This window comes from Streptomyces corynorhini, from assembly GCF_003346515.1.
Taxonomy (GTDB): Bacteria; Actinomycetota; Actinomycetes; order Streptomycetales; family Streptomycetaceae; genus Streptomyces; species Streptomyces corynorhini.
The window spans coordinates 1-12,365 of sequence record NZ_QQNA01000177.1 but is presented as its reverse complement, the minus strand read 5'-3'; the positions used below and the strand labels follow the sequence as shown (position 1 = coordinate 12,365).

The following is a 12,365-nucleotide window of genomic DNA, read 5'->3' as shown; positions in this document are numbered from 1 at the left end:
CCGTGATCCACGAGGTGGACGACGCGCTGCGGGTACTGCTCAGGGCGGAGGTGCTGGAGGGCGCCCAGATCGCCGTCGTCTTCGACGCGCCGACCCGCGACTGGGCCGCCAAGATCAACGCGCCCACGGTCAACCTCTATCTCTACGACATCCGCGAGGACGTGCGCAGACGCGAGCGCGGGCTGCACAACGAGTACGACGGGCACGGCACCGTCATCGCCCGCCGCCGGCCGCCGCGTTACTTCAAGCTGTCGTATCTGATCACCGCCTGGACCAAGCGTCCGGAGGACGAACACCGGCTGCTCTCCTCGCTGTTGGCCTGTCTGCTGCGGTACGAGGCGCTGCCGCCTGAGCGGTTGACGGGCACGCTCCAGGAGATCGGGGCGGCCGTACCGATGTCCATCGCGCTGCCACCGCCGGAGGACCGGTCGTTCGCGGACGTGTGGAGCGCGCTGGGCGGCGAGTTGAAGCCGTCGCTCGACCTGGTGATCAGTGTGCCGGTCACCGCCTCGCCCACGTACACCGTGGGTCCGCCCGTGACCGACGACGGGCTGCGCGCCCACTTCGGCGACCACCCGGCGGAACCACGCGCTCGGCGGGGCGGCGAGCAGCCGGTGTACGGCGGCGGCCGGGCGGTACGGGCCGATCGCCCCGTACCGGAGCGGGCCGAGGCGCCCGCCTCCGGTGCGGAGCCGCGGCGGGCGGGCCTGTCGCTGCGCATCACGGAGACGCGCGGCGATGACGGCTGAGCCCGGCCCTGAGCCCGGCCCTGAGCCCGACCACGGTCCCGGCCACGGTCCCGGGCGCCGGCATCTGCGGCAGCTGCTGGAGCGTGCCGTACGGGTCGAGCTGCGGGTACGGCGGGCGGTGGAGGCGCGCAGGCGGACCGACCCGAATCCGGACGACGAGTTCCGGGGCCTGTATCTGACGGAGGAGACGATCCTGCGGCTGCTGGAGGAGGGCAGACCGTTCCCGGCCCCGGACGACGCGACGGAACCCGGGGCGCCGGGGGAACCTGCGGAGCCGGGGGCGGAATCGGCGGTGTATGAGGAGCGGGCGGTCACGGACTCCCCGCTGTCCGGCCTCATCAGGGAATTCGAGCTGACCGCGCTGGACGTGGAGATCCTGCTGATCACGCTCGTACCGGATCTGGACGACCGCTTCGAGGCGTTCTACGCCTACCTGAACGACGACGTCACGCGCCGCCGCCCGACCATCGGTCTGGCCCTCGGCCTCTGCGGCCTGACCCCCGCGGACGCGGCGGCCCGCGCCCGGCTGGGCCCGCACGCTCCGCTGCGCTCGGGCGGGCTGCTGCTGGTGGAGGAGGCGGACCGGCCGTTCCTGGGCCGCGCGCTGCGGGTCCCCGACCGGGTCACGGCGCACCTGCTGGGCGACCGCACACCCGACCCCAGGCTGGCGGACCTGCTGGCGGCGTGGCACCCGGTGGAGGGGGTGGGCGACGCGAAGGCGCTGGCCGGGGCGGTGGATTCGGGCGTACTCCTGACATACCTGCGCGAGGACCAGGGCGGCGCGGGTACGGCGCTGGCCGCGACGGCGCTGAGTCTGACGGGCCGGGGCGTGCTCGGCCTGGACCTCGCGCGGCTGGCGGAGGACCCCACGCCCGTGGAGGCGGTGCGGGCGCTGGTGCGGGAGGGCCGGCTGACGGGCGCCGGGCTGGTGTGCGCCCCGGTGGACGCGCTGTCCCGCGAACACCCCGAGCTGCTACGCCTCTTGACGAGCGCTCCGCTGCCGACGGCGATGGTCGGGCGGGTCCCCTGGGACGCGGCCTGGGCGACCCGGCCACCGCTCCTCCTGAACGCGCCGAGGGTGGAACCGTCCGTACGCTCCAGGCTCTGGCACGAGGCGTACCCGGGCCCGGCAGCGCTGCCTGCCGACCTGGACGTGGGCCTGCTGCTCGCGCCGTTCCTGCTGACGCCGGACCAGATCGAGGGCGCGGCGGCGGGGGCCGCGCAGACGGCGGCGCTGACGGACGGCCCGGTCGACGCGACGGACGTGCGCCGGGGCGCGCGGGCGCAGAACGCGGCGGGGCTGGACCGGCTGGCACGCCGTATCGAACCGTCCGTCGGCTGGCCCGACCTGGTGCTGCCGCCCGATGTCCACGCCCAGCTGCGCGAACTGACGGCCCGCGCCCGCTACCGCGACCAGGTCCTGGGCACTTGGGGCATGCGGCCGGGCGGCGGCCGGGGCCGGGGCGTGTCGGCGCTCTTCGCGGGCGATTCGGGCACCGGCAAGACCATGTCGGCGGAGGTCATAGCGGCGGACCTGGGACTGGACCTGTACACGGTCGATCTGGCGACGGTCATCGACAAGTACGTGGGCGAGACGGAGAAGAACCTCGAACGCATCTTCTCCGAGGCGGCCGGAGTCAACGGCGTCCTGCTCTTCGACGAGGCCGACGCCATCTTCGGCAAACGCTCCGACGTCAAGGACGCCCACGACCGCTACGCCAACGTGGAGAGCGCCTACCTGCTCCAGCGCATGGAGTCCTTCGACGGTCTGGCCATCCTCGCCACCAACCTGCGCGCCAACCTGGACGACGCGTTCACCCGCCGGCTGGACCTGGTGATCGACTTCCCGGTCCCGGACGCGGAACACCGCCGTCTGCTGTGGGAACGCGGCCTGGGCGGCGCCCTCCCCCGGTCCCCGGACCTGGACCTGGACTTCTGCGCGGACTCCTTCGAACTGGCGGGCGGCAACATCCGCTCCATAGCGATCACGGCCGCCTACCTGTCGGCGGAGTCGGCCACGCCGGTCACGATGCCGATCCTGATCCACGCGATCCAGCGGGAGTACCAGAAGCTGGGCCGCCTGACCCTGGCCTCGGAGTTCGGCCCCTACCTGCGCCTACTGACGTAGGCCCGCGGGCAGCCGGTAGACAGAAACATGGGACCGGGACTCGGCGGTGAACGAGGCCCCGTCCCAGTCGGCGTGCCGCGACTCCAGCTCGAACCCGGCGAGCTGGGCCATGAGGTCGAGTTCGGCGGGCCAGATGTACCGGTGCGGGCTGCGGAACAGCCGCGCCTCCCGGCCCTCGCCGAACCGGAAGTGGTGCGAGACGACCCGCTGGCGCAGTACGTCGTAGGTGTCCAGCCCGACGTAACCGGCCCGGGTCTCCCACACCATGGCCTGCTGTCCGGGCGGCAGCTTCCGCAACTCGGGAACCCACAACTCGACGACGAACCGTCCGCCCGGCGCGAGGTGGCGGGCGGCGTTGCGGAAGCAGGCGACCTGCTCGGCCTGGGTGAGGAGGTTGGAGATGGTGTTGTAGACGAGATAGGCGAGCTGGAACGTACCGGGGACGCGCACGGTGGCCATGTCACCGGCGACGACGGGAATCGTCGCCTCGTCCGCCTTGGCGCGCAGCCGGTCGATCATCGGCCGCGACAGCTCGACCCCGGTGACGGCCACCCCACGCCGCGCGAGCGGAACGGCCACCCGCCCCGTACCGATGGCGAACTCCAACGCCGCTCCCCCGTAGGCGAGTTCGGCGAGTCGACCGACGATCGGATCCAGTACCTCGGGCGAGAAGGCGCCGACGCCGGGGGTGTCGTAGCTCTCGGCGGTTTCGACGTCCCAGAGTTCGTCCTGTGTCATTCGGCACAGGATCCCCGGGACAGGCGCCCCTGTCCAAGAAGTTTCGGAGTACGAGGGCTGTTCCGGACCGCCGTCCCCTGACTCGTCGTTGTCGGAGTCGACGGAGGTCTCCCCGATGGCGATGAGCGGAGCAAGACACACCCCACACAGGTACACCCACCGAGTGGGACCAGCACGGCGGTGAGGGACGCCACCGAACGCCACCAGACTCCCTATCCGGTCATACGGCTGATTCCCGGTCAGGATCCGCCGGGACCATCCCCCTGTTGATGAGGGCACGGTAGCCCCTTTGTCGGTCCGCCGAGGACTCGATCAATCCGGCCTCCGCCTCGAACAACGGCACTACGCGCAGCAAACCTATCCCGGCGGCCGGCTCGGGGAAACGAAATCCGTAGACCGAATCCCAGTCGACAAGCATGGCCATCGAGAACCGAGGGAACAGCGGAATCGAGAAATTCATCAGAATCTGACCGTTCAGGAAAGGACGGTTGTTTTCCAGGGGGACCGATGCCAAGTCGGCAAGCGCCTTGGCCAAGGCGTCGATGGAGGTTTCATCGGGTTTCCCCTTGACCTCCATTCCCAGCTCGCAGGGAAAATCTGCACAGAGCGTCTCCGAGCCGAATCCAGCAGTCCCCAGCAACGTCAGGTCGTCCGCCGGATCCAGCTGTTCACTTTCGTCCGGAAAATAGACCACCACGATGGAGTCACCTGGAGACGGCCGAGTGCGAGAAAGCCGGACCATACGGTTCGGCGGGTCGTAAAGCTCCGCGTAGGCGGCGAGGACCGAAGAGATGAATTCATCATCCATGGTCAACTGTGCTCCCACCACGATTCATGACTGCCGCGTTCCTTGCTCGGCAACCCGTACCGCTCCGCCAAAGATCCGCTTGCCGACGACTCTTCCTTGTGCTCGGGTCCGTGATAGTTTCCGGCTTGCTGGTTCCAGGCACGATTTTCCTCCCGGGTCTGCTTATGCCCTATCTTGTTCCAATGGCCCGAAGCTCCCGGCGGAGCATGCCCGAGTATGGCATCCGGGAACGGGAAATTTGGGTAATCCGATGGGTTCACCACACTCTTGTAGAGGGCGCGCTGCTGGTGGTAGGCCGCGTCCTTCCTCTCGCCTGGTGTTGCGGGTTTGAAAACTCCGCCAGGACCACTGCTCCCAAGAAGCCCCTTGCTCAGGATTTCGAGGCCCACGGCAGAGGACTTGTTCGGGTTGGAATACCCGTACTTACTCCGGTTGTTCGGACTGGTCTCGCGCCATTCAGCAACCACCGGATCGAATGTATTTCCGCCCAGCGGATCGCGCTCGTGGGACTGCACGCGGAATATGGCTCCCTTATCGACCCAAGCCTGGACCGATCTTTCTGCCGTACGCTTCGATACGCACAGAAAATCGGCCAGCGCGCGTGTAGTGAACGGACTCGACTTGAAATGATTTTTGGCCTGCGTGAGCCGTTCATCCGAACCGTGTCCAAGAAGTTCCTGTACCACGGCAACCGAGTCGCGGAGATTTTCCTGAGCCATTGCGATTTCGTTCCTAATCCCGTCCAGTACGACGTGCGATGCCCTTGCCTCGGATTTTTTCTCGTAGTCGGCGAGAGCAGCCTTCAGGGCATCCAGGTGACTCTCCGCCAAAGATATATCACCGGTTGCATCTTTGTCGGTGACAGAATTCTCCGCCTGCACCCGGTAGCTGTCGATTGCCACCTCGACCGGATGCGGAACGCTGGCAACCATAGGCACATATCGCCGACCGGTCCGGGCGATCCACAGGTGATGCGACTCGGCGTGCACGGTCCACTTGAGGTTCTCACCGACAGGTCCGGGATCCTTCTTACCATCAGAAGGTGATTTCTTTTCCTTTCCCCCACCGCCACCGTCATAGGTCTTCCGCAGTCTCTGCCACAGTTTCTTTCCGGCCTTGGCTATTTTGTCGACCAGTTTGTCTATGGCCCGGTTCACCGGGCGGGAGACCTTTTGGAATGCCTGGCGGACCCTGTTGGACAGGCCGCCTATTCCCAGCAGTGAGGCCAGCAGACCCAGGAGGAGGGGGATGCTGGTGGCCAGGGCCGTTTCTATGGTTTTGGGGACGCCTGCCGAGCCTCCGTTGGCTACCGCTATGACCGCGTCCAGGCAGGCGTTGACGAACTCGAAGATCTGGGCGCCCTGGGTCACGATGAAGGTGACCAGGTCGATGATCCCCTTCACCGCTCGGACGAAGGCCGAGGCGGGGGTGAGGAGGGAGAGGATCCAGGTGATGCCGGCGATGAGGAGCGTGGGGATCAGGTAGGACTTGAGGTCGTCCAGGATGGTCTTCTTCAGGTCGCCCGTTTCCTCTTTTATTTCGTTTACCGCTCCTGCCGGCCCCTCTCGTGCCAGGGCTCCCGCTACCGGGACGGATTGTTCGACCTTCGTCATCGCCTTTTCGGGGACGCCCTTGCGGGTGACTCGGGCTCGGATGTTGTCCCAGGTCAGGCCGAGGAGGGAGGCGATCAGTTGGATGATGCCCTTGAGGTCGAACTTCGCCGGGATGGCCAGTCCCGTACTGACCGCCGTGCCGAGCAGCCAGGAGACCAGGCCCTTTTGGAGGTGGTCGGGGATGTTGGTGATGAAGAGGTTCAGTCCGGCGCCCAGGGCCGAGACCAGGTTCTTGAGGAAGCCGACCGGATCCTTGATGATCTTGCCTATGGCGCTCGCCGCCTTGGCGAGGACGCCCATCAGCATGTTCTTCAGCTCAAGGATGGTCTGGATCACGCCCATCACGGCGTCCATCACCGCCGCGATGATCCCCTTGTTCTCCTCCTCCAGTTTCTTGATCTCCTCGTCCACCGAGTTGAGTGCCTCGGTGTACTTCTGTGCCAGGTCCTGTACCAGTTGGGTCGACTTGTCGTTGACTTCTGATTCGAGGTCGTCGAACTTTCCCGCGAAGTCGGCCGCCGCTTCCTCGCCGAACTGCTTCAGGTCTGCGGGGAGCCTGTCCACCTCGGCCTTCAGTTCGTTCCGGCCGACGGTGATGCGGGCCTTGGCGCGGCCCAGTTCCGTGCCGATCATGTCGGCGACGGTCGAGATCACCGTCTGCATCTGATCGACGTACAGTTCGCGGGACTTCTGGAAGATGTTCAGGCCCTCCTGCGGGAGGCCCTTGAACTTGTCCTTGATCCAGCGGCCTTTACCGATGAAGCCCGAGTAGCGCTTGTCCTTGTACTCCTTCATCCGGCGCTTGTGATCCGCCGTGAAGTTGTCGCGGGCCCGCTTCTCGCCCTGGGTGAACTGTCTGTCGACCTTGCCGTCCAGGTCTTTGAGGATCTTCTCGACGTCCTTCTGCGTCGTGTCGAAGACCTTCTGGAGCTTGGCGGTGACCTGTTCGCGCTTCTTCTCGTCCGCCGACTTGGTCTCGCCCTTGCCCGAGTCGACGCTCTTGCCCGCCACGCCGCGGTCCGCCGTCATGGCGGCCATGGCCTGGGCGCCGGACGCGGCGGCGCCCGCTTTGGCGGTGGCGAGTTGTCTCGTTTCGGCGGCACGGCCCGCGGCCGGGGCCTTGGCCGTGTTCTCTTCGCCCTTCTTCTTCTCCGAGAGGGCGTTGTCGAAGGCGGGTTCGTTGCCGCGGGCGAGCTGGTCCTCGGTGACCTCGGCATCGTCCATCCGCTGGTCGACCCGCTGATTGCCCTCGCGGAAGTCCAGCACCTCGTCCGGCTGCTCGGCCGGGACGGCGTCCGCCGCGCTCGGGGCGCCCGGGTTGGCCGGGGGCCGGTCCGGGTTGAGAGGGGTGACGTCCTTCTCGGTGGCCTTCGAGGTGTCCGGAGCCGCGGTGGTGGCGGTCTCGATGGCGTCGGCGGAGGACTCCTTGCCGTCCTTGACCTTGCCGTCGACCGCGTTCTTGATGGTGTCGGCCTTGCCGGAGTCGGCGAACTTGTCGGCGTCGTCGAGGTTCTTGGGCGCCTGCGCCTCGATCGCCTGGTTGACCGCGCCGACGAACCGCGCCTTGTCGAACTCGCCCGGCTCGGCGTCGTTCATCTTCTCGGCGTTGGCCGTCTTGCCCTGTGCCTCTCTGTCGTCCGGCGGGGCCACGGCCGCGTTCTGGGCCGCTCGCGACTCCGTCGCCGCCGGCTTGTGCTGCTTGAGCGTCTGCTTCTTCGCCGTGACGTCCTGCTGGACCTTCCGGAAGCCCGGCGCCTGCGACGGCGGCGGCTTCACCACGTCCGCGTACCGCTGTGCCACCAGCCGCGACACCGCCGCGTTTCCCGCGCGGGTCTGGAGGCGCTGTACGCCGCGGGCGCTCAGCCCCCGCGCGGCGGACGGGGCGGCAGCGGTGCGCGGGGCGGCAGTGGTGCGCGGGGCCGGGGAGGTTCGCGGGGCCGCAGTCGCTTGTGCGGGCTCGGTGGCTTGTGAGGTCTGCGCGACGGGCGCCGTGTGCGTGCTCGCCGTGTGCGTGCTCGCCGTACGCGCCCCCGCACCGGGCGCCGACGGCCTGGCGGTGCCGGTGGTCTTCTCCGCGGCCGCCTTCACCCGCTCTCCCGGTCACAGGTCCCCGACATGCCTGCCAGGGTGTGGCGTCCCGGGCACGACGGGGCAGTGTTACGCGGGCGGGCCCTCGGGCAGCGTCCGTTGCCCTATCGGGCTGTCCGGCCGCGCCTGCCTGTTCGGGCAGTCGGCTCGGTACGGCTGGGCGACCGTACGCCCGTTCCCGGTGATCCATGTCCCGGCGAGAATCGGCCCCGGTACCACGTCCCAGATCCCCGCGTCGCACGTTCCCCGGCCAAGGCGCCCTGTTCCCGGTCAAGGAGAGTTGCATGCCGTCGTATCTGTCCCCGGGTGTCTACGTCGAAGAGGTCCCGAGCGGCTCGCGGCCGATCGAAGGCGTGGGGACCGCCGTCGCCGCGTTTATCGGCTTCGCCCAGCGCGGGCCCTTCAACGAACCGACGCTCATCGCGAACTGGGGTCAGTTCGTCAGCCAGTTCGGTGAGTTCGTCGAGGGCACCTACCTCGCCTCCTCCGTCTACGGTTTCTTCGCCAACGGTGGCGGCACCTGCTACGTCATCCGGATCGGCCGGGAGACCGGCGGGGAGACCGGCGGGGAGACCGGCCGCGCGGACGCGGCCAATGGCGATGGTGACGGCGCCGCCTCCGCGCCCTCGCAACTGCCCGCGGGCCCCGACACACGGCTCGGGCCCTACCTCGTCCGGACGTTGCCCGGCGTGACCGGTGAGATCACCGTCGAGGTCGCGGAGCCGGAGGCGGAGGATCCGCCGCAGGATGTCTTCACGCTGCGGGTGTCGCGGGACGGCAAGGTCGTGGAGACCTATCCCTCGGTGTCGACCAAGCGCAGCAAGGACAACGTCGTCGCCCAGGTCAAGGCCCAGTCGCAGCTGATCGAGGTCCAGGAGCCGGGGCGCGGCGCCGCGCCCGCCCGGCCCGAGGCGCAGAGCGTGACGCTCGAAGCCGCTCCCGGCGCAGGGGCCGTGCCCGGGGCGGGCGGTCCGCTGTCGCCCGAGGAGTACGTGGGCGATCCCGACCAGCGCACCGGTCTCGGCGCGCTGGAGGCGATCGACGAGGTCACCATGGTCGCCGTGCCCGATCTCATGAGCGCCTACGAGCGCGGCGGGCTGGATCTGGAGTCGGTGCTCGCCGTGCAGCAGGGGGTCATCAGCCACTGTGCGCTGATGGGCGACCGGATCGCGATCCTCGACCCGCCGCCCGGACTGAGCCCGCAGCAGATCAGGGCGTGGCGGACGGAGACGGCGGGCTTCGACTCGAAGTTCGCGACGCTCTACTACCCGTGGCTGAAGGTCTTCGATCCGGCGGCCGGCCGCAACGCCTTCGTACCGCCGAGCGGGCACATCGCCGGGGTGTGGGCCCGTAACGACGCCTCGCGCGGGGTGCACAAGGCGCCGGCGAACGAGATCGTACGAGGCGCGGTGTCCCTCCAGACCCAGCTGACCAAGAACGAACACGATCTGCTCAACCCGATCGGTCTCAACTGCATCCGTGCTTTCCCCGGCCGTGGAATTCGCGTGTGGGGAGCCCGGACGCTGGCGTCCGATCCCGCCTGGCGGTACCTGAATGTGCGGCGCCTCTTCAATTACCTGGAGGAGTCCATTCTCGCCGGGACCCAGTGGGTGGTGTTCGAGCCGAACGACGACGCGCTGTGGGCGCGGATCCGGCGTACGGTCTCGGCTTTTCTGGTCAACGAGTGGCGCAGGGGCGCGCTGTTCGGGCTGACGCCGGACGAGGCGTTCTACGTCAAATGCGACCGCGAGACGAATCCGCCCGAGGCCATCGACGCCGGGCAGGTCATCTGCGAGATCGGGGTGGCGCCGGTCAAGCCGGCCGAGTTCGTGGTGTTCCGGTTGTCCCAGCTCACCGCCGGTATGGGCGCGGTCGACGAGTAGAGCCGAGGAGCGTACAGGTGCTTCTTAACCGTTATGCCCGTATTGGAGGCTGGTAGTGCCACTTCCCGATCTCGACAGTTCCGTCGGTCATTCCTTCGGCCTGGAATTCGACAGCGTCGTCATCAAGCAGATCACCGAAGTGAGCGGTCTGAAGATGGAACAGGACGTCATCGAGCTGAAGCAGAACACCACCGACGGAAAGTACGCCATCAAGAAGTTGCCGGGGCGTCCGAAGGCAGGTGAGGTCACGGTCAGCCGCGGGCTGACCGAGGACAACAGTTTCGAGCGCTGGATCAAGGATTCGCGTTTCGGCCGGATGGCCGACGCCCGGCGCAACGGCGCCATCATCGTCTACGACTACGAGGGCGTCGCGATCAAGCGCTACAAGCTGATCAACGCCTGGCCCAAGTCGCTGGAGATCGGCACGCTGAAGGCGGGCGACACCTCCGTGCTCACGGAGAAGCTCTCGATCACCTACGAGAGCATGGAAGTCGACTGATGCGGCGCGCGCTGTCCTCCTCGCCCCCCTCGTCGGCGCCGCCCGCGCCCGAGGGCCGGGCGGACGGCGGTGCCGGCTCCTCGCCTCGCGAGAGCCTGCGCACCGAGTTCGCCTTCGAGCTGCCGCGCGGGTACGTGGACGACTCCGGCACCGTGCACCGCTCCGGGGTGATGCGGCTGGCCACCGCCCGCGACGAGCTGGTCCCGCTGCGGGACGACCGGGTACGGGAGAACTCCGCGTATCTGTCGGTGGTCCTGATCGCCCGCGTGGTGAGCAGGATCGGCACGGTCGACGACGTCCACCCGGGGGTCATCGAGGATCTCTTCGCCTCCGACCTGGCCTTCCTCCAGGACTTCTACCGGCGCGTCAACTCCGAGGGACACACCAGGGCCGCCGTCACCTGCCCGTCCTGCCAGGAGAGCTTCGCCGTGGATCTGGCCGGGGGCGGCGGGGGTGGTCGCCCGGGGGAATCGTGACGTACGCGGCCGACCTGCTCTACGAGGAGGTCGCGTACCTCGCCTTCCACTTCCACTGGCCGCTCGATCAGCTGCTCGATCTGGAACACACCGAACGGCTGCGGTACGTGGCGGAGATCGCCCGGCTCACCGGGACTTGAGGAGAGGCAATGAGGGGGGCGAGAGTTCATGGGACTGCTGTCCTGGCTACGGGGTGACCGGGCGACGGGCGGGGACACGTCCGGGAGCGGGGTCGCGGCCCGGAGCGGGGAGATGTCCCGGAGCGCGGCCCCGGCCGACCGGGCCCCGGCGGACGCCGGGACGGCGGGCGCGAGCCGGAACGCCTGGCGTGAACTCCCGCCCTTGCAGCGCACGTTGGGCGCGACGGACCTGATCACGGACCCCTCGGGCTTCGAGGGATCGCTGAGCAGCCGCCAGGACACCGCCCTGTCCACCGCGCCCCTCGGCCACCTGGTCAGCCCCGAGGCCCCCTCCGGGCTGGTGCACGGCCTCGACATCAGCGATACGGGCGGTGCGGACGGTAGGGGCGGTACGGATTCGACGCCGCCGTCCCCGTCCCCGGCCCCGGGCGACCGTACCGTCGCCACCTGGCCCGCTCCCGAGGGTCGTACGTCACCACGGGTACGGCCGAGCGCCGTCCCCCTCCAGCGCAGCGAGTCGGCGCCCGCGCACGCGCACGCTTCCGCGCCCACGTTCCTCTCGGCTGCGTCCGCGCCCGTCGAGCTGCCGGTACGGCAGCTGATGAGCGAGCGCCCCATCGAGCCGTCCCTGCCTCCGGCCGCATCGCCGAAGGCCGGTCCGGTCGGGCCGTCGTCCCCCGCGCGGCGGCCACCGTCCCTCCCCGTACGGGCCGATCCGCCACCACTCCAGCGGTCCGCGCTCGCCCCGGGGCTCGGTGCGCCGCTGGCCGGGCTGCCGCCCACGGCCCAGCGGCAGGTCGCGGCTCGGGCGCCGGGGCCCATGACGGAGACGGCGAGCGGCCCGGACCAAGACCTGGACCTGTACCTGAGCGGGGACGCCGACCCGCACCCTCACCCGGCCTCGGACTCGGCCTCGGACTCGGACTCGGACTCGGACTCGGGATCGGGATCGGGATCGGATCTCGCTCCGCCGGACGCTTCGAGCAACCCGCTGCTGGGCCACACGCCACCCCTCGTGGCACCGACGGACCCGGTGTCCCGGGCGCCGCACGTGCGGCAACTGCCGGAGTACGGACCGCACCCGAGCCCGTCAGCCGACCCTGTCTCCGTGCCCGTGCCCGTGCCCATCCAGCGGCTCGACACCGCGCACCCGCAGGCCCCCCTGACCGCGTCCGGCCCGGTGACGAAGAGGGGGACCGCCCGTTGGGCCATGAGCGGCGCCACCGGGCCGGACGCGGTCAGG

At 68.9% G+C, this 12,365-nt stretch carries 9 protein-coding genes and 1 pseudogene; 7 read left to right on the top strand and 3 right to left on the bottom strand.

The window, feature by feature from the left end; genetic code table 11:
- Positions 1-2 precede the first annotated feature (2 nt).
- Together DVH02_RS21690 and DVH02_RS21685 are read left to right on the top strand one after the other, a co-directional pair.
- Positions 3-749, top strand: a complete 747-nt coding sequence (locus DVH02_RS21690; protein ID WP_114625497.1) for a DUF4255 domain-containing protein — start codon at positions 3-5, stop codon at positions 747-749.
- Complete coding sequence (locus DVH02_RS21685) at positions 739-2,877, top strand: ATP-binding protein (RefSeq protein WP_114625496.1); 2,139 nt, start codon at positions 739-741, stop codon at positions 2,875-2,877. Before DVH02_RS21690 ends, DVH02_RS21685 begins: the two co-directional genes overlap by 11 nt.
- Here the strand turns inward: DVH02_RS21685 and DVH02_RS21680 are convergent.
- From DVH02_RS21680 to DVH02_RS36320, 3 genes are all read right to left on the bottom strand, one after another.
- Entirely contained in the window at positions 2,866-3,615 is a 750-nt protein-coding gene (locus tag DVH02_RS21680; RefSeq protein ID WP_114625495.1) for a class I SAM-dependent methyltransferase, read from the bottom strand. The genes DVH02_RS21685 and DVH02_RS21680 overlap by 12 nt on opposite strands.
- 220 nt (positions 3,616-3,835) lie before the next feature.
- Positions 3,836-4,423, bottom strand: a complete 588-nt coding sequence (locus DVH02_RS21675) for a hypothetical protein (protein ID WP_147286103.1) — start codon at positions 4,421-4,423, stop codon at positions 3,836-3,838.
- 2 nt (positions 4,424-4,425) lie between these two features.
- A complete protein-coding gene (locus DVH02_RS36320) occupies positions 4,426-8,124 on the bottom strand; it encodes a phage tail protein (RefSeq protein WP_233518372.1) in 3,699 nt (1,232 codons plus the stop codon).
- Between the two features lie 284 nt (positions 8,125-8,408).
- Between DVH02_RS36320 and DVH02_RS21665 the strand changes: the two genes are divergently transcribed.
- The 5 genes and pseudogenes from DVH02_RS21665 to DVH02_RS21650 form a co-directional block, all read left to right on the top strand.
- Positions 8,409-10,007: a phage tail sheath family protein gene (locus DVH02_RS21665; RefSeq protein ID WP_114625493.1), complete on the top strand. Its 1,599-nt coding sequence runs from the start codon at positions 8,409-8,411 to the stop codon at positions 10,005-10,007.
- A 55-nt stretch (positions 10,008-10,062) separates the two neighbouring features.
- Positions 10,063-10,506, top strand: coding sequence for a phage tail protein (locus DVH02_RS21660; RefSeq protein WP_114625492.1), 444 nt, complete (start codon positions 10,063-10,065; stop codon positions 10,504-10,506).
- Positions 10,506-10,982, top strand: coding sequence for a hypothetical protein (locus DVH02_RS21655; protein ID WP_114625491.1), 477 nt, complete (start codon positions 10,506-10,508; stop codon positions 10,980-10,982). Before DVH02_RS21660 ends, DVH02_RS21655 begins: the two co-directional genes overlap by 1 nt.
- The gene (locus DVH02_RS35645; protein ID WP_199566367.1) at positions 10,979-11,122 is read left to right on the top strand and encodes a DUF6760 family protein; all 144 of its coding nucleotides are present in this window, start codon (positions 10,979-10,981) and stop codon (positions 11,120-11,122) included. Before DVH02_RS21655 ends, DVH02_RS35645 begins: the two co-directional genes overlap by 4 nt.
- Positions 11,123-11,150: 28 nt before the next feature.
- Positions 11,151-12,365 (top strand): annotated as a pseudogene (locus DVH02_RS21650) (hypothetical protein); the annotation flags it as partial.

Excerpts from the sequence above, each read along its gene's own strand:
- DVH02_RS21685 (WP_114625496.1), top strand. The coding sequence starts at position 739 with ATGACGGCTGAGCCCGGCCCTGAGCCCGGCCCTGAGCCCGACCACGGT.
- DVH02_RS21680 (WP_114625495.1), bottom strand. The coding sequence starts at position 3,615 with ATGACACAGGACGAACTCTGGGACGTCGAAACCGCCGAGAGCTACGAC.
- DVH02_RS21675 (WP_147286103.1), bottom strand. The coding sequence starts at position 4,423 with ATGGATGATGAATTCATCTCTTCGGTCCTCGCCGCCTACGCGGAGCTT.
- DVH02_RS21665 (WP_114625493.1), top strand. The coding sequence starts at position 8,409 with ATGCCGTCGTATCTGTCCCCGGGTGTCTACGTCGAAGAGGTCCCGAGC.
- DVH02_RS21655 (WP_114625491.1), top strand. The coding sequence starts at position 10,506 with ATGCGGCGCGCGCTGTCCTCCTCGCCCCCCTCGTCGGCGCCGCCCGCG.